At 59.1% G+C, this 15,647-nt stretch carries 19 protein-coding genes; 7 read left to right on the top strand and 12 right to left on the bottom strand.

Translation table 11 applies throughout. From position 1 onward, the window contains the following. Positions 1-43: 43 nt before the first annotated feature. The 9 genes from CAK95_RS23495 to soxY form a co-directional block, all read right to left on the bottom strand. Positions 44-433 (bottom strand): c-type cytochrome, encoded by a 390-nt coding sequence (locus CAK95_RS23495; RefSeq protein WP_086090119.1) that lies wholly within the window; start codon positions 431-433, stop codon positions 44-46. A 25-nt stretch (positions 434-458) separates the two neighbouring features. After that, positions 459-1,331 (bottom strand): MBL fold metallo-hydrolase, encoded by an 873-nt coding sequence (locus tag CAK95_RS23490; RefSeq protein ID WP_157699715.1) that lies wholly within the window; start codon positions 1,329-1,331, stop codon positions 459-461. A gap of 97 nt (positions 1,332-1,428) precedes the next feature. Beyond that, positions 1,429-2,700, bottom strand: a complete 1,272-nt coding sequence (locus CAK95_RS23485; RefSeq protein ID WP_086090117.1) for an NAD(P)/FAD-dependent oxidoreductase — start codon at positions 2,698-2,700, stop codon at positions 1,429-1,431. Then, positions 2,697-3,062, bottom strand: coding sequence for a c-type cytochrome (locus CAK95_RS23480; RefSeq protein WP_086090116.1), 366 nt, complete (start codon positions 3,060-3,062; stop codon positions 2,697-2,699). Before CAK95_RS23480 ends, CAK95_RS23485 begins: the two co-directional genes overlap by 4 nt. After that, positions 3,062-3,763, bottom strand: a complete 702-nt coding sequence (locus tag CAK95_RS23475; protein ID WP_425349632.1) for a c-type cytochrome — start codon at positions 3,761-3,763, stop codon at positions 3,062-3,064. Before CAK95_RS23475 ends, CAK95_RS23480 begins: the two co-directional genes overlap by 1 nt. Before the next feature lie 133 nt (positions 3,764-3,896). After that, positions 3,897-5,183 carry a sulfite dehydrogenase gene (gene soxC / locus CAK95_RS23470; protein WP_183044174.1) on the bottom strand — a complete coding sequence of 429 codons (1,287 nt, stop codon included), beginning with the start codon at positions 5,181-5,183 and terminating at the stop codon, positions 3,897-3,899. A 62-nt stretch (positions 5,184-5,245) separates the two neighbouring features. Continuing rightward, positions 5,246-6,928, bottom strand: coding sequence for a thiosulfohydrolase SoxB (soxB, locus tag CAK95_RS23465; protein ID WP_086090114.1), 1,683 nt, complete (start codon positions 6,926-6,928; stop codon positions 5,246-5,248). 91 nt (positions 6,929-7,019) lie between these two features. Continuing rightward, a complete protein-coding gene (soxZ, locus tag CAK95_RS23460; protein WP_086090113.1) occupies positions 7,020-7,355 on the bottom strand; it encodes a thiosulfate oxidation carrier complex protein SoxZ in 336 nt (111 codons plus the stop codon). 102 nt (positions 7,356-7,457) lie between these two features. Further along, positions 7,458-7,916 carry a thiosulfate oxidation carrier protein SoxY gene (gene soxY / locus CAK95_RS23455; protein ID WP_086090112.1) on the bottom strand — a complete coding sequence of 153 codons (459 nt, stop codon included), beginning with the start codon at positions 7,914-7,916 and terminating at the stop codon, positions 7,458-7,460. Between the two features lie 367 nt (positions 7,917-8,283). Here soxY and soxA point away from each other — a divergent pair, with 367 nt between their 5' ends. The 3 genes from soxA to CAK95_RS23440 all read left to right on the top strand — a co-directional run bounded on the left by soxA (position 8,284) and on the right by CAK95_RS23440 (position 10,412). Beyond that, positions 8,284-9,108: a sulfur oxidation c-type cytochrome SoxA gene (gene soxA, locus CAK95_RS23450; RefSeq protein ID WP_245303505.1), complete on the top strand. Its 825-nt coding sequence runs from the start codon at positions 8,284-8,286 to the stop codon at positions 9,106-9,108. Positions 9,109-9,124: 16 nt separating this feature from the next. After that, complete coding sequence (soxX, locus tag CAK95_RS23445) at positions 9,125-9,745, top strand: sulfur oxidation c-type cytochrome SoxX (protein WP_086090111.1); 621 nt, start codon at positions 9,125-9,127, stop codon at positions 9,743-9,745. 139 nt (positions 9,746-9,884) lie between these two features. Next, a complete protein-coding gene (locus CAK95_RS23440; protein ID WP_086090110.1) occupies positions 9,885-10,412 on the top strand; it encodes a DsrE family protein in 528 nt (175 codons plus the stop codon). Positions 10,413-10,498: 86 nt separating this feature from the next. Here CAK95_RS23440 and CAK95_RS23435 read toward each other — a convergent pair whose 3' ends face one another. Beyond that, a complete protein-coding gene (locus CAK95_RS23435) occupies positions 10,499-11,068 on the bottom strand; it encodes a thioredoxin family protein (protein ID WP_086091614.1) in 570 nt (189 codons plus the stop codon). 87 nt (positions 11,069-11,155) lie between these two features. Here CAK95_RS23435 and CAK95_RS23430 point away from each other — a divergent pair, with 87 nt between their 5' ends. The 4 genes from CAK95_RS23430 to CAK95_RS23415 all read left to right on the top strand — a co-directional run bounded on the left by CAK95_RS23430 (position 11,156) and on the right by CAK95_RS23415 (position 13,656). Further along, entirely contained in the window at positions 11,156-11,497 is a 342-nt protein-coding gene (locus tag CAK95_RS23430; RefSeq protein ID WP_245303504.1) for a thioredoxin domain-containing protein, read from the top strand. Between the two features lie 85 nt (positions 11,498-11,582). After that, positions 11,583-11,930: an ArsR/SmtB family transcription factor gene (locus CAK95_RS23425; protein ID WP_086090109.1), complete on the top strand. Its 348-nt coding sequence runs from the start codon at positions 11,583-11,585 to the stop codon at positions 11,928-11,930. 29 nt (positions 11,931-11,959) lie between these two features. Beyond that, on the top strand, positions 11,960-13,096 hold the full coding sequence (locus tag CAK95_RS23420) for a YeeE/YedE family protein (protein ID WP_086090108.1): 1,137 nt from the start codon (positions 11,960-11,962) through the stop codon (positions 13,094-13,096). Positions 13,097-13,368: 272 nt separating this feature from the next. Continuing rightward, the gene (locus CAK95_RS23415) at positions 13,369-13,656 is read left to right on the top strand and encodes a hypothetical protein (RefSeq protein ID WP_086090107.1); all 288 of its coding nucleotides are present in this window, start codon (positions 13,369-13,371) and stop codon (positions 13,654-13,656) included. Positions 13,657-13,735: 79 nt separating this feature from the next. Here CAK95_RS23415 and CAK95_RS23410 read toward each other — a convergent pair whose 3' ends face one another. Together CAK95_RS23410 and CAK95_RS23405 are read right to left on the bottom strand one after the other, a co-directional pair. Next, a complete protein-coding gene (locus tag CAK95_RS23410) occupies positions 13,736-14,143 on the bottom strand; it encodes a YccF domain-containing protein (protein ID WP_086090106.1) in 408 nt (135 codons plus the stop codon). A 108-nt stretch (positions 14,144-14,251) separates the two neighbouring features. Next, positions 14,252-15,604: a ferredoxin reductase family protein gene (locus tag CAK95_RS23405; protein WP_086090105.1), complete on the bottom strand. Its 1,353-nt coding sequence runs from the start codon at positions 15,602-15,604 to the stop codon at positions 14,252-14,254. Between the last annotated feature and the right edge of the window lie 43 nt (positions 15,605-15,647).

Here is a 15,647-nt window from a genome sequence, read left to right as displayed (position 1 = left end):
ACGCGCGGTCATCGCTGACCGCGCGTGCTGGATTCTTCGCCTCTTACTGCGCTTTCTTTCCGTCCTTGCCGAACTGCTTAAGGTAAGCTGTGAGGTCGGCGATCCGCTTCTCGTCTTTCAGGCCGGCATAGATCATCTTGGTGCCGGGGATTTTGGCACGTGGGTTCTGGATATATTCAGCGAACACCGCTTCGTCCCAGGTGATGCCCGAATTCTTGTTGGCGTCGCTGTAATTATATCCTTCGATCGTCCCGGACTTGCGGCCGAACAAGCCGTTCAGCACCGGGCCAACGCCATTTTTTGCCGTCTCGCCGACCTGATGGCAGGCACGGCATTGCACGAAGACCTTCTCTCCGGCGGCGGCATCTTGGGCCTGCGCCTGAGAGGTAAGAGCAGCAAGCGACAGTGCGGCGGCAACAACGAATGATTTCATGGGACCCTCGACGGCAGGACGAAACTTAGAGCGGCACTAAACGATAAGCGTTACCGGCGCGTTCCACCATACCGAGCCCCGGCCATGCAAGATGAAATCCGACCAGCGGTATTTTACCAGCTGCCAGTTGATCGAGCAGGGATTTGCGGGTCGCCGCTGCGCGATCACGGTCGAAATCGCTGCCGATCCGCCAGTCCGGCCGGGCGAATGAAATGGCATTGTTGGCGAGCACGTCGCCGCCGATCATCAACCGCTGCCCGCCATTTTCGATCATGACAGACATGTGTCCCGGGGTGTGGCCAGGCGTCGCGGCATAGGTCAGGCCGGGCGCTACGGTATCACCCGCTTTTCGCCTTTCCACCTTGTCTTCGATTTTCTTCAGAATACGGGCAGTGCCGAGCGCCATGCCCTTCAACCAGTCGGGCACGGTTTCGACTGTCGCCGGATTACTCCAGAAATCCCATTCGGGGGCCGAGATCACATAGCTCGCATTGGGGAAGCGTTCGGCGTCGTCGAAATCGTCAAGCACGCCCCAGAGGTGATCGGCGTGTGCGTGTGTGAAGACCACCTTGGTAATCGTGTCCGGCGCAATGCCGGCGGCCTCCAGATTCTCCTGCAGCTTGCCGGCGGTCGGCTGGAAGTTCGCACCGGAGCCGACATCGATCAGCACCGTGTCGTTGCCGGTCTTCACCAGCACAACATTGGTTTGCACAGGCTCGCCGCCCTCGGGCATGCCATGCGCCTTGAACAAGGCCGCGGCTTCGGACAGCGGCGTCTCCGGCAGTGAGAAGGACAGCGGCACATTGAGGACGCCGTCGCTGACGATCATCACTTCGATATTGCCGACCTTGTGCGCGACGGGGGCGATGGCCGCCCATGCGCGGTCCGGTCTAATCATCCTGGCGACCGCCGCGGCAGCAAGGCCCCCAAAACAGCACGGCGATGCGGGGTGAGCCGCATCGCCGGTTGAGAAGACAGATGATGTTGTTCGTCCATTACCCGAAGATGTCCGCGCTGATGCCTTTGTACCAGCCCATATTTTCTTCCTGCGTCTGCTTGCGCAGGGCGGCGGGCTCATCGGTCTTGGAAAGGAACGTCTCCACGGCCGCGATCTTGCCGTCCTTGGGTTCATAGCGGCCGCCGATCTTCACCGTGTCGTCGGTCTCGATCAGGCTCCAGCAGGTATTGGTGTAGCGGGCCGGGAAGGTTGGTGACTTGATCAATTCGCCGCGGATCATCATCGCCGCGACCTTGGCCTGGCTGTTGGCCGAGAAGGCCGATTTCGGCATGTCGCCCGGGATGCAGGCATCGCCGACGATGTAGATGTTGACATCCATCGCCGATTGCATGCTCTCCGGCTTGATCGGACAGAAGCCGGTGTCGTTGGCGAGACCGGCGTCGCGCACAATCCTGCCGGCCATCTGGGCCGGAATGACGTTGACGAGCTGCGCCTTGTATTCGCCGAGGTCGGTCTTGACCGTCAGCGTCTTCGGATCGACGTTCTTGATGCCGCCATGCATCTTCGGGTCCTGCCACTCGATCATGCCGGGATAGTGCCGTTCCCAGCCTTGCACGAACAGCGCCTGCTTCGAGAAACTCGGCTTCGTGTCGAGAATGACGATTTTTGATTTCTTGTGGCCCTTGGCTTTCAGTACATGCGCCATCATCGATGCGCGCTCATAGGGGCCAGGCGGGCAGCGATAAGGGTTGGGCGGCGCCACCATCACGATCAGCGCACCGTCTTTCAGGGAATCGAGTTGCGTCTTGAGAAGCTGCGTCTGCGGTCCGGCCTTCCAGGCATGCGGCATCTGCTGGCTCGCGGCTTCCGAATAGCCTGGCACGGAATCGAATTTCAGATCGATGCCCGGTGCAATGACCAGCCGGTCGTAATTGACGCCGGCGCCATTGGCGAGCTTGACGACTTTCTTGTCGCGGTCGATCGAGGCGGCACTGGTATTGGCGAGTTTCACGCCGTGTTTCTTCGCGAGGTCGCCGTAACCGTGCGTGATCGATTTCAGATCGCGGAAGCCACCGAGATAAAGATTGGAGTGAAAGCAAGTGACGAATTGCTTGGCCGGCTCCACGAGGATGACCTCGATCGCGCCTTTGGAATCCTGCGCGACATATTTGGCGACAGTGGCGCCACCTGGGCCGCCACCGACAACAACGACTTTCGGCTTCGCCTGTGCAATCGCCGGCATCGCCAGCATGCCGGACGCTGCGAGCGCACCTGCGCCACCCAAGAATTGTCTGCGATTGGATCTCACGATTTTCCTCCCTTGCGCTTCGGCGGCTCTGCGGCTTTCAGGCTGCCGAAATAGGCCGCCAAAGCTGCGATCTCGTCCGGTGACAATCGTCCTGCGATTGTCTGCATCACCGGGTTTTGCCGCTCCTTGTTGCGATACTCATTCATGATCTGCACGAAGGCGTCATCCGGCCAGCCAATGATCGGCGGTATCCCGTCGAAGCGGCCGGACAGTTGATGGCACGTCACACATTCCGAGGACAGATATTGGCCGAGAGCGCGGTCGCCTGATGCATGCACATTTGTCGCAGGCAGAAGGAAAAGGGCAGCAAAGGTCAGGAGGGCGTCTGGATTCCAAACGAAAGGTCGCGTTGCCGCACCCATCACTCCACCTTTGGTCCTTTGCTCTGCTCAGGTGTCACATCGATCACACGGGCGCGCCCGGTGACCGTCGCGTGGCCTGCGGCACAATTGCTCATGCAAGGATCTTTCCGCCAAAACGCCTTCTCTGAAGTCTCGCGGTCATCATCGAAGAAATTGCTTTCGTTGGGAAGTTTGATCGTTCCAAAATTCTTGTCGCTGAGTTCAAAATCTTCCGTTTTGATGACGTCATTGAGAAAAAGAACGTAGGCCGTGATGGCGTAGAGCTCGTCGTTCGTCAGCGTTTGCGCCGCACCAAACGGCATCGCCCGCCGGATATAGTCGATCAATGTCGATGCATAGGGCCAGTATGAGCCGACCGACTTGATCGGATCGTGACTGGCGAGCGAATCGTTGCCGCCGCTGAGGATTGGCCATCGTCCGGCGCTTTCACCGAATTCGCCATGACATGCCGCGCATCGTTCGACGTAAAGCGGTTCTCCTTCCTTCACCGTACCTTTACCGATGGGGAGGCCGTGGCCGTCGGGGCGGATATCGATGTCCCAACCGGAGATTTCTTCAGGCGTGGCTGAACGGCCGATGTTGAGCTTGGCCTGAGCGATGGGTGCAGTCTGCGCTGCCTCGGCTTTCTTCGGCGCAGCTTGGATATCGCCAGAAGGCAACGCGGCAAGTGATGCCGCGAGAAGCGCGGCAAGAAGTCCCAATCTCCGCTCATTCTCGCGACGGCGGGAGCCCTGTCTTTCTACTTTTGCTGGGTCTCCGCCGGAGCCTGTCATCGGGCCGCGCGATGCGCGGACCCGTTGGCGGGGACGAGCGGACACATCAGCGGCGTGGCGTTTAAGAAATCTCGACATTTTCCACCTCGCCATTTTTGTGCAGCTGCCAGGTCTGGATGCCGTTATTGTGATAGATGGAATTGACACCGCGAACCTTGCGCAATTCGCTCTTGCTTGGCTGCACGTAACCGGTCTCGTCCATGGCGCGTGACTGCAGCAGCAACTCGCGGCCGTCCCAATCGAATTCGTAGTAGAAGCGGGTCAGGGCCTTGTCGAAGATCGGCCCGTCAAGCTTGGCCGTTTGCCAGTTACGGCCGCCATCGAGCGAGACGTCGACTCGCGCGATCTTGCCGCGGCCGGACCAGGCGAGACCCGATAGCACGGTGAAGCCAGATTTATGATTGATCGGTGCTTGCGGACTGGGATTGGTGATAACCGACTTCGCATCCATCACATAGGTGAAACGCCGTGCCTTTCCGTTCTCCAGAAGGTCGGTATATTTCGACGTCTCCTCGCGATGATGCCACGGCTGATCGCCAAGTTCGATGCGGCGCAGCCACTTCACCCACATATTGGCTTCCCAGCCAGGAATGACCGCGCGCACCGGATAGCCGTTCTCCGGATAAAGCATCTCGCCATTCATGCGATAGGCGATCAGGACGTCGTCCAGCGCCTTCTGCATTGGCAGCGAGCGCGTCATCGCCGCTGAATCGCCGCCCTCGAGCAACAGCCATTTTGCATTCGGCTTGACGCCCGCTTCGTCGAGCAGGGTCTTCAGCGGCACGCCGGTATACATCACGCAATGGACCATGCCGTGCGTGTATTGGCAGCCATTGAGCTGCGCGCCGCGCCACTCCATCCCTGAATTGGCGGCGCATTCGCAGAAATAGGCGCGGCTGACACGTGGCATGCGCTTGATGTCATCGAGTGTGAAGATCAGCGGCTTGTCGACAAGGCCATGCAGGATCAGCCGATAATCGGCCGGATCGACTTCGGCGATGCCGGCGTGGTGACGCTCGAAGCACAGGCCGTTCGGCGTGATCATGCCGTCGAGTGCATGCAACGGCGTGAAGCTGACAGAGCTTTCGCGCGAGGCTGTCAGCCACTCGACGTCTCTACGGATGACGACGGATTCATAAGACGATGGTTTGCCATAGGGGCGGGCCACAACGCCCTCACCAAGCGAACGCGTCCAATCCGGGACGTTGGGCGGCTGATTGGCGGGATTGCCTTGCGGCGGCATCGCATTCGCGCCGCCGGCTGCGACGGCGCCGCCGGCGGCGAGGCCGGTGCGCAGAAAGGCGCGGCGTGACATGATGCCTTTCGGCTTTGGCGTTTCTTCTTTCATCGTGAGGCTCCCATTCCTCAACTTCATTCATTCTTATATTTGCATGTGTTTGGGCAAAAAAATTACACGCCCATCACGCGCACATTCTGAAGCTCCTTCGGCGCGACGACTTTCTTTTTGGTGATGTAGTTGGTCACAACATCCCAGATCGGCGGCCCTTCGGTGCCCTCGTTGACGCTCGCCCAGCCGGTGATGGTGTAATCGCGCGCGGGCTCGAGCGGCTTGCCGGTTCGGAGCAGCGTCATGTCGGAAATGCGCTGGCCGCCGGGCTTGCCGACATCGATCGTGTAGGAGAGGCCGCCGACGCGCACCATATCGCCGCCTTGCTGATAATAAGGATCGGGGTGGAACAGGTTGTCGGCGACATCCTCCAGAATGTCCTTCAAACGCGCTCCATTCATCGTCATCCGGTAAGCATTCGGATAGGTGATAGCGGTGGCGTTATAGATATCCTCGCGGGTAATATCCTGGCCTGGCAGCAGCGAAGCGCCCCAGCGGAAGCCCGGTGACAGCGCGATCTCCGCATCGCGTTCGGACAGAAGCGCGTCGCAGATCACGTCATCCAGCGTGCCGTTGAAATTGCCGCGGCGATACAAGGTCGTCTCAGTGCGGCCGATCGTTTCACCGAGCATCTTTTCGTGCGGCTTGCGGATCGTATCGATCTTTGTCGCCATTTCGGCGTCAGGTGCGATCACATCGGAGAAGACCGGAATCAACCGAAAACGATGGCCCTTTACTTCGCCATCGCGGACATCGAGATCGAGGCGCGAAACGAACTTGCCGTGACTACCGGAGGCGACCAGCAGGGTCTTGCCGACCTTCACGACGGCCGGCAGCGCATCATGCGTGTGGCCGGTGAGGATCACATCGATGCCGGAGACTCGCGACGCCAGCTTTCGGTCGACATCGAAGCCGTTATGCGAGAGCAGCACGACGAGCTGGGCACCGTCTTTGCGCGCCTTTTCAACATTGGCCCTCAGGTCGTTTTCGCGAATGCCGAACGACCAGTTCGGGATCATCCAGCGCGGATTGGCCACTGCGGTGTAGGGCAGAGCCTGACCGATCACGGCGATCTTGACGCCGCCGCGTTCGATCATCCGCATCGCCTCGAATGCCGGTTCGTCCCACTCCGTATCGCGCACGTTCTGGGCGAGGAACGGAAACTCAAGCTGGCCGATGAGTTCTTTCACGCGATCGGTGCCGAGCGTGAATTCCCAGTGACCGGTCATGGCATCGGGCTTCAAGAGCGCCATGCAATCGACCATGTCCTGCCCCTTGGTGGTCAGCGAGGTGAAGCTGTTTTGCCAGGTGTCACCGCCGTCGAGGAAGACGGTGCGGTCGCCGCGCTCGGCGCGGATGGCTTTGACGATAGTGGCAATGCGATCGAGCCCGCCGAGCCGGCCATAGCTTTTGGCCAATGCTGCAAAGTCCGGATAGGCGAGGGCATAGGCTTCAGCAGAGCCTTGCGGGATCTTGTAGTGATCGAGCAACGCCTTGCCGGTGATGTGTGGCACAAGGCCCTTCACATCGCCGGTGCCGAGATTAATCGAGGGCTCGCGGAAATAGACCGGGCGCAGTTGGCCGTGGATGTCGGTGACGTGCACCAGCGTTACGTTGCCAAGCTGCTCGAAACGCAGAAGGTCCGCTTGCGTCAGCTTCTGCTGGGCGAGGGCGCGGCTCCAGCCGGCCGGGAGAATGGCGGCTGTCGCGGCCGCCAACTGGATGAAATCGCGCCGTGAAATCATCTGCGCTCCTCAGCACAAGCAAAGTGGACCGAACAACCCCGGCCAATGCAGAACGTCTGGTCGAACAGGCTCAGAGCAATGGCGATAAAGGTCAGATGACTTTGATTGAATCCTCGCCGACGATCTTGGAGCCGTCGTCGTCGATCCAAGTCAGGACAACAGGACCGGATTCGGTCGCCTTGAACTTGAACTGGATATACGGATTGGCGGACACCGCCGGCTCGAAATCAGCTGAGAAAACTTCCTTGCCGTTCACGGTGCAGGTGAACTTGTTGAGGATCTTGCGCGGGATCACGTTGCCGTCGGCACTTTTGCGCTGACCGGTTTCCATGACGTGCGAGACCAGCGCTTTCACCTCGACGATGTCGCCCTGCTTGGCTTCCTTCTTGTCGAGCTTGATGCGCGGCTTAACGGACGATGTGGCCATTGATGAACTCCTGGTTCCTTTTTGTTTTGACGCGTTTTCTTCACGCGAACCGGTATCCACTTCGCTCGAAAACGCTCTCGTCAACGATGTGTGCGCGGGCAATCAGCCGCCGCAACCGCCGATCGTGACTTTGACTTCCTTCGATGCGGTGTAGAACTTGCCGTCATTCGTTTTTGCGATGGCGACGATGTTCTGCGTATTGGCCAGCCGGATGCGCGTGTTCGCTTCGGCAACGCCGCTCGCCGGGGAGAAGTGGAACGTCGCAACACCGGCATTAGGATTGCCATCCGCCAGGATGATGACGTCGCTGACATAGTCTTTGTCGGTCATCGGGCTGTCGACCGATACGGTGATCGGAACTGTGTTGCCGTTCTCGGCGATTTCCGGAAGATCAAGCTTGACCTTGCCCGCGACGGGCTTGGCGCCACCGGTGAATGCCTTTGTCATCTCATCGATGTTGTTGGCTGCAAAGGCGGGCGTAATCGACTGTCCCAGCGTGGCGGCAGCAACGGCAGCGGCGCCGGCCATGAATGCCTGCCTGCGGGTGATAAAAGCGCTCATATCGTTCCTCTCTTCAATCGGTCGCGCATATTTGGCGACGCGCGGTCGATCTTCAAATGCAATCCGAAGAAGGCTTCGATGACATGGCGGGGACACGGCTGCAAGCCGCTTTGCGTCCACCTCCAGCGACCTCGCGCTTCCTCGCTCGCGTCCGCTTATAGCACGGAACATATTCATTCTGTTGAAAGTGATTACCGAATTCGTGGGCATGAAGCAATGAATATTCTCCGTTGCAGCGCACAAACAGCAAAGTCTTCTCATGCGAAGAAATGCATGTATTGTTTAAGGCAACGGCCACTTGATCTTTAAGGCCGATGCTTCGTACAGCGATATGAGGCGAAGAAACGCCAGCGCGGGAGGATGCCGAGTGAGAGTTCGCAACTTATTTTTGATCGTCGTTGGTTTCGGTACGTTGTTCGCGTTTGGCGTTGCCGCGCAGGACGCTGAAACCGAAAAAGCCATCGAACGCTACCGGCAGATGCTGAAGGAAGATCCATGGAGCAATCCGGGTCTTCTCGATTCCGATCGCGGCGAAGCGTTATGGAAGACGCCGCGCGGCCCGAAAAACGTCAGTCTTGAGCAGTGCGATCTCGGAAAAGGGCCCGGCAAGGTCGAAGGCGCGTTTGCAGAATTGCCGCGCTACTTCAAGGACGCCGACCGTGTCATGGACGCAGAAACCCGAATCCTCTGGTGCATGGAGCAGCTACAAGGCTTTAACACCGCTGATCTCGTGAAACGTCCGCATCCGGGCGGCGGCCAGCCGGTGAAAGAACTGGGTGCCATCGCGACCTATGTCGCCAACCAGTCTTCGGGCGAGAAATTTGCGGCCAAGCTGGATCTGCCACAGGAAAGGGAAGTCGTTGCGCTCGGTGAGGATCTGTTCAACCGCCGTTCTGGCCCGATGGATTTCTCCTGCGCCACCTGCCATGCGGCGGAAGGGCTGCGCATTCGTCTGCAGGGATTGCCGTATCTGTCCGAGCCGAAAGAGGCGCGCAAAGTCGTCGGCGAGTGGCCGGCCTATCGCGTTTCAACGACACATGTGATGACGCTGCAGCACCGCATGTATGATTGTTACTGGCAGATGCGAATGCCGCAATTGCAACTCGGATCGGACGCCAGCATCGCGCTGATCGCTTATCTTGTGAAAACGGCGCAGGGCGGTGAGATCGCTGCTCCCGGCCTGAAGCGCTGAACGGAAGGACCAACTCATGAACATGCGTCCTTTCATTGTCGTTGCCGCGCTCCTGGCATCCACCGCTGTGTTCGCGCAGCAAAAATCAACCGTGCCGGCTGGCAAGGCCGATGCGGTGATCAAGGCGGCCTTCCCCGGGGCGCCCGAGGAATTCATCCCGCGCCTCTCGCAGGACGAGACGATGAAGCAATGCTCGGCCAGCCACAACAATCCGACCAAGGCGATCGCCGACGAGATCCAGAAACGCGAGAAGGCGACCATCGAATATCCGGCCGATGGGAAGTTTTTGGGTGACTGGAAGAAGGGCGAGGCGCTGGCGCAGAGCGGCTATGGGCTACGCTTCACCGACTATCCGGCGCGCCGACCGAATGGTGGCAATTGCTATGCCTGTCATCAGATATCGAAACAGGAGGTCAGCTACGGCACCCTCGGGCCGAGCCTTTACCAATACGGCAAGCTTCGCAATTTTGCTGAGGCCGACGTGAAAGCGACGTATGAGAAAATATATAACTCTCATTCGGCGCTTCCGTGTTCGAATATGCCACGGTTCGGTGCGAATAAAGTATTGACGATCGACCAGATCAAGGATGCGGTGGCGCTGCTGATGAGCCCGGACAGTCCCGCCAATAAGGACTGATTGCTCCGGGTCATCCTTGAATTTTGAGGCCGGTGCGTATGCGCGCCGGCCGTCGCGCAAGACGACCAGAGCATGATGCCGAAAAGTACGAAGTGGTTTTCGGACGACATCACGTTCTATCGTATCGAGGAGACGGAATATGACCAAATCCACCAGCACGACCAGCCGACGCGGCTTCATTGGTGCGCTCGCCTTGTCCGGTGCGGCGCTCGGTGCATCAGGTGTGAACGCGGCTCCGGCCAAACTCACGATGGGCGACATCAAGAAGGACACCGATCTCGCCTGTCTCTATCACTGCGATTTCGGCGATCCGCAGCGTTTTTCGCAAATGTTGACCAACATGAACAATCATCTGTCGGCGTATGAGTTCGATCCGATGCGGATCAAGCTCGTGATCGTCGCGCATGGTGCGGGCATCAAGTTCTTTCTCGCCGATCGCAGCGGTACGCCGTGGGAGAAGGACCAGATCGACGAGGATATCTACAAGCGTCTCGCGGGCTTGGCGAAATTCGAAGTCGAGGCCTATCTTTGCGAGATCACCTACAAGCGCAGCAACATCGACCTGAACAAGACGCGCAACGATGCTTTCCTGAAATTCGTGCCGTCCGGTGTTGCGACGGTGGCCGAGCTTCAGTCGAAGGGGTTTGCGTATTTGAAGGTGGGGTAAAACGTCGTCATCCGGGAGGCTACGAGGCAGCTATCCGGAATCCATAACCGCGATAGGCAGTGTGGATTCCGCGCCCGGAATGACAATCAACCATTCGCCTTCAGAAAATCGTTTAGGCTCATCTTCTCGTAGGCTTTGTCGGCCACGAAGCGAAACATCGACAGAAACGGCTTCGGCTCCATATAGCCCTGCCAGCGCGCGACTTCGCGTGCAGTCGGTGTCTTTTGCGCAAGCCCATCGATGCTGTCCGGGAAGAACTGGAAGGTCGGTGTGTAGCGGACGCCATACTTTTGCGCGAACTGCTTTTCCGGCAGTTTCTGTCCGTCGAAATCCGTCACTTCCCGTGAACCGATGATATTGAGCTGCAGGACTTGGAACCTGTCCTTGATGAAATTTTCGATCGTCGGATCGGCCAGGTTGATCTCGTGAATCTTCTTGCAATAAGGGCAGCCCTTCAGCTCCCACATGATGACGAAGCGTTTGTTCTTGGCGGCCGCTTCCTTCAGGTCGTCGGGCAGTTCGAGGAAGCTCTCCAGAAACCACGGCTTGGTGTAGAGCCCGTCGTCGTTCAGCTTCAGTTCGGATGCCGCCGCGAGGCGAGGGAAGGGGGCGAGCAAAGCCGCCGATCCTGCCAGCATGGTCCTACGTGAGATCATCAGTGTTGCCGCCAACTCTTGAGAATCCATGACATTCGATATCTTGCAATTATATGGTCAGCAAACTTGTGCTGCAAAGGGGCTCACGTGCGCATCCTGAAGGGCTTGCTTGTTGTTTTCGCATTGATGGCATCGGTGCCGCCGGCGCTATCGGCCGAACTCGTGATGTACCGGCGGGCCGGCTGTCCATACTGCGAGGCCTGGGACCGGGAGATTGGCCCGATCTATCCAAAGACCGACATTGGCAAACAGCTGCCGCTGCGGCAGGTGCATCTCGACCGCGGCAAGGATACCTCGGTCGAGCTGAAAAGCCCGGTGCGGTTCACGCCGACATTCGTCGTCGTCGAAAACGGTAAGGAGAAGGCCCGGATCGAGGGCTATCCGGGAGAATTCTTTTTTTGGGGCGTTCTGGAAAAGCTTATGCTCTAGCGCCCGCCGACTTTGAAAGTTCCATCCCTTTCAAATACTTGCAAGATGGCGCATGTATTCGCCTCGATAACTTGGAGCGATCGTAATGGTCACTGCGACTTTGGCCCGTAAGCCCAAGAAGCCCGATCTCGACATCGACGAGCTGCTGCAGAACGCCAGGACGGCGAGCGAATTTCTGAAAGCGCTGTCGCACGAGGCGCGGCTGGTGATCCTATGCCTTCTGACCGAAGGAGAAAAATCGGTCACCGAGATCGAGCAATTGCTGAAGCTCCGGCAGCCAGCGGTGTCGCAACAACTTGCACGGTTGCGTGCCGACGATCTGGTCGAAACGCGCCGCGACGGCAAGAACATCTACTACTCGCTTGCGCGCCCTGAGGTGAAGCAGGTGATCCAGGCACTTCATGCGGCATTCTGCGCGCCGGCTGTACGTTGATGAATTTGGCGCGCTGACGGGGCTTTAAGATGTTTGACGATCTTCCGCTGAACGTGCTGCGCCTGTTGCTGGGGCTCGGCCTGGGCTTTGCGTTCGGCTTTGTGGCGCGCCGCGGACGCTTCTGCACGCTGGGCGCGATTGAGGATTCGGTTTACGCCAATGACACGCGGCGTCTGCGCACCTGGCTGCTGGCGATCGGCGTCGCGATCATCGGCGTGCATGCGCTCGAAGTGTTCGGCGAACTCGATCTGACAAAGTCGATCTACACCGGTTCGCGTCTTGAACTTGGCGGGCTGATCATCGGCGGACTGGTTTTCGGCTTTGGCATGGCGCTGAACGGCACTTGTGGCATGGGTACGCTGCGTCAGATCGGCGGTGGCGATTTGCGGGCGGTCATCACCTTCCTGGTCATGGGCGTGACCGCGATGATGACCATGCGCGGTCTGACTGGTGTCGTGCGCGTTGCGGTGACTGACCCGCTGGCAGTCAATCTCGGCGCGTCCGGCACGCAGCGTTTGCCGGAACTGGCCGGATTGAGCGGCCATGCCACGACGATTGCGGCTGTCGCGATCGGCCTTGCCATTGCAGCTTTCGCGTTCATGCATCGCGGCTTTCGTGCGACGCCACGCTTCGCCATTACCGGCGCCTTGATCGGCTTGATCGTGGTGCTCGGCTGGTGGGCGACCGGCATTGTCGGCTATGACTCGTTCGATACCCGCCGGATTGAATCGTTCACCTTTGTCGGTCCGCTCGGCGAGACCGTGCTGTACTTCATGCTGTCCACGGCATTGCAGATCGACTTCCCGATCGGGGCCGTCATCGGCTTCGTTGCCGGTGCATTTGCTGCAGCCGTGACCGATGGCACCTTCCGCTGGCAGATCCCGGCGAATGCGGCAGAGCTCAAGCGCCGGCTGCTTGGCGCTTTTATGATGGGATTTGGGGGCATCACCGCTCTGGGCTGCACCATCGGGCAGGGCGTGACCGGCGTTTCGACGCTGTCGGTCGGTTCGGTTATTGCGCTGGTGTCAATCGTCCTTGGCGGACGGATCGGTCTTTACTGGATCGTCGAACGTGGACGCGGCGTACCCAATCCGGTGCTGGCCAATGCTGTGGGAGTCACCGCCGGCAAGGTCCTCACGGGCCGCGTCAGTTGCACGGAGCCGTGAGCAAACGGTTCAAATCGCGTACAAATTTGCCGCTTTTTATACGTGATCGTGCGACATTAAATCGACCGATGCTTTTGTGGCGTTGTTAATCCGCACCCGCGATCTTTGAGTCGCCCTGAAGGGAGACGGTTGAGATCGATGATGACGACGCGGTGCAATATTGTTTGCTGCTTCGTTGCTTCAAAGCTGTGCAACGTCGTTACCGCGATCTCGACCCACATCCCATTCCGGGCATAGGCTTTTGGAATCGTGATTGGCAACGGGAGACTGACATGGAGCAGATCCTTATTAATCTGATCGCGGGTGCGCTGGGCGGCGCTGGTGCCGGCAAGTCTTCACCCACGTTCGACCTCGGTACGGTCGGTAATATCATCGCAGGACTTGTCGGAGGCGGTGTGCTGGGGCAGATCGTGACCCTGGCGTTACCGGCTGTGACGGCTGCGGCGCAGTCGGGCAATCTGAGCATCGGCAGCATCATCTCGCATATCATCGCGGGCGGTGCCGGTGGCGCGATCCTGACGGCGATTATCGGTGCGATCAAGAACAAGGCGGCTGCGTAAGCGCGCTACGCGGACGAGACATCTTTTGTCAGGCGAAGCCGGCGGACGGTGTCTGCCGGTGAGGCGCTGTCCGCCATCGTTATTCTTTCAGAACAATCATCTTGCCGATCGGCCAGAGCGCCAGGCCCGCCAGCTTGAGATGCGCCCATGCGAACGGAATGCCGATGATCGTGATTGCAAGTCCGATCGCGGTGATGACGTGCGCCAAAGCCAGCCACCAGCCGGCCAGCACAAACCAGATGATGTTGCCCAGCATTCCAAGTGGGCCGGTACCGATATCTTCCCTGCCGAAATAAGCATCGCGCGACACGACCGTCTGCCCGAACGGCAGCAACGTGTAAAAGGCGATGTTGAACGCCGCGCGCGCCCAGGGAATGCCGATGATGGTGATGGCCATGAGCACCGACGCGATCAGCCAGCCGGCCGCCATCCAGAGACCGCCAAAGACGATCCAGAGGATGTTGAGGAGAAGGGAGAAGAAGGTCATGGGAGCGCTCGCGGTCACCTGTGATGGTGCATCATACAGTGTACTGCAGCTTGGATGGCGTTCTTTTGAAGAAGCTCCCGGACATGTCGTTCGTCCTAAAAGCGCTTTTTATCTCATTGCGAACAGTTCCTGATGGAAACGCTCCGCCACGGGCAGTCCCTGTGCATCGAAGTCGTGCCGCAGGGCCTCACCGAAACCCGCCGGACCGCAGAACCAGATGCTGGCCTCGCGCCACTTCGGCACAGCGGCTCGAATGCGATCTCCTGTCAGGAGACCGTCTCGCGAGTCGATCAGCAGATGCAAGCGGATGTGCGAGGCTTCCGCATCCGCCTTCAGTTTAGCGAGGGCGTTCTCGTCGTAGTCGGCGGTAGTGTGGAACAGGTCGATGATCGGGCGCGGCTGATCCGGATGTGTATGCCGTTCCTGCGCGAGATGCTTCATGCCCGCGATGAACGGCGTGATGCCGATGCCGCCGCCGATCCAAATCTGCCGCGGTTGGCCATTGTCGAAGTCGAAGCAGCCATACGGCCCTTCGATCTTCACGTTCTGCCCGATCTGCAGCTTTCCGTGCAGGTGATTGGTATGATCGCCCAGTTCCTTGGTGACGAAGGTAATGCGCCGATCCTTGTCGTTCCATGCAGACGCGATCGTGTACGGATGCGCCCCTTCGGAGCGATCCGAAGTCGCGAAGGCGAATTGGCCAGGCCTGTGGCCGGGCCAGCCGTGCGGCACTTCAATCTCAGTCTCTAGGGCTCTCACGCCGGGATAATAGTGAAGCGAAGTAATCCTGCCTTGAACTTGCCGTCCGGCACCTACACGGCCAAGCAGGACGACGACCGCTGCGTATGTCCCGGCGGCCAGAAGCAAGGCCATTGCCCATCCGATCGGTGATACCCAATAGCCGAAATTGGTCAGCACCACCGTGTGGAATACGAGCACCAGATAAGCGATCGCCAGCAGGAGATGCGTTCTGTAAAACAGGCGATACGGCAAATACTTGATGAGTGCCAGCGCGATCAGCAAGACCGTAACATAGAACGCCCATTCGCCCAGCCCCTCCGCCGAACCGCGCAGGGTCATGAAGAATTGCTCGATCGGGTTTTCCAGAGGCGGCCTTGTCCCCCGTGCCGGCCGCTCAAGCAGGCCCCATCCCACCGCCCATTTCGGTCCCTGGGACCACAGCCAGTGGATCACTGCGACGACGAGAGCCGCGATGCCGAGCCACTTGTGCAGGCGATACATCTTGTCCAGCCCGCCGAACCACTGCTCTGGCCAGCGCGGCCGCAGCGCCAGAACCATCGCGACACTCATGGCAGCCATGGCGATGAGCCCGCTGTATTGGACCATGCTTGACCGAAGGGCGAAGAAGTTCGCTGGCTGGAACACCTGTGGCTCTGCGATCAGCCATAAGATGGTCAACACGAACAACATGCCCCAAAAGGCGCGCTTGATATTCCGCATGGCGGCGATTTCTTCGCAGAGTGACTTATAATGTCTGCATATC

Origin of the sequence: Pseudorhodoplanes sinuspersici, from assembly GCF_002119765.1 — a bacterium.
In the GTDB taxonomy this organism is placed as follows: Bacteria; Pseudomonadota; Alphaproteobacteria; order Rhizobiales; family Xanthobacteraceae; genus Pseudorhodoplanes; species Pseudorhodoplanes sinuspersici.
This window is presented reverse-complemented; position numbering and strand designations above follow the sequence as displayed.

Coding starts and splice junctions, on each gene's coding strand:
- CAK95_RS23425 (WP_086090109.1), top strand. CDS start 11,583: ATGGTCACTGCGACTTTGGCCCGTAAGCCCAAGAAGCCCGATCTCGAC.
- soxC (WP_183044174.1), bottom strand. CDS start 5,183: ATGAAAGAAGAAACGCCAAAGCCGAAAGGCATCATGTCACGCCGCGCC.
- soxX (WP_086090111.1), top strand. CDS start 9,125: ATGAACATGCGTCCTTTCATTGTCGTTGCCGCGCTCCTGGCATCCACC.
- CAK95_RS23435 (WP_086091614.1), bottom strand. CDS start 11,068: ATGATCTCACGTAGGACCATGCTGGCAGGATCGGCGGCTTTGCTCGCC.
- CAK95_RS23440 (WP_086090110.1), top strand. CDS start 9,885: ATGACCAAATCCACCAGCACGACCAGCCGACGCGGCTTCATTGGTGCG.
- soxB (WP_086090114.1), bottom strand. CDS start 6,928: ATGATTTCACGGCGCGATTTCATCCAGTTGGCGGCCGCGACAGCCGCC.
- CAK95_RS23420 (WP_086090108.1), top strand. CDS start 11,960: ATGTTTGACGATCTTCCGCTGAACGTGCTGCGCCTGTTGCTGGGGCTC.
- CAK95_RS23495 (WP_086090119.1), bottom strand. CDS start 433: ATGAAATCATTCGTTGTTGCCGCCGCACTGTCGCTTGCTGCTCTTACC.
- CAK95_RS23480 (WP_086090116.1), bottom strand. CDS start 3,062: ATGGGTGCGGCAACGCGACCTTTCGTTTGGAATCCAGACGCCCTCCTG.
- soxZ (WP_086090113.1), bottom strand. CDS start 7,355: ATGGCCACATCGTCCGTTAAGCCGCGCATCAAGCTCGACAAGAAGGAA.
- soxY (WP_086090112.1), bottom strand. CDS start 7,916: ATGAGCGCTTTTATCACCCGCAGGCAGGCATTCATGGCCGGCGCCGCT.
- CAK95_RS23415 (WP_086090107.1), top strand. CDS start 13,369: ATGGAGCAGATCCTTATTAATCTGATCGCGGGTGCGCTGGGCGGCGCT.
- CAK95_RS23490 (WP_157699715.1), bottom strand. CDS start 1,331: ATGATTAGACCGGACCGCGCATGGGCGGCCATCGCCCCCGTCGCGCAC.
- CAK95_RS23405 (WP_086090105.1), bottom strand. CDS start 15,604: ATGCGGAATATCAAGCGCGCCTTTTGGGGCATGTTGTTCGTGTTGACC.
- CAK95_RS23410 (WP_086090106.1), bottom strand. CDS start 14,143: ATGACCTTCTTCTCCCTTCTCCTCAACATCCTCTGGATCGTCTTTGGC.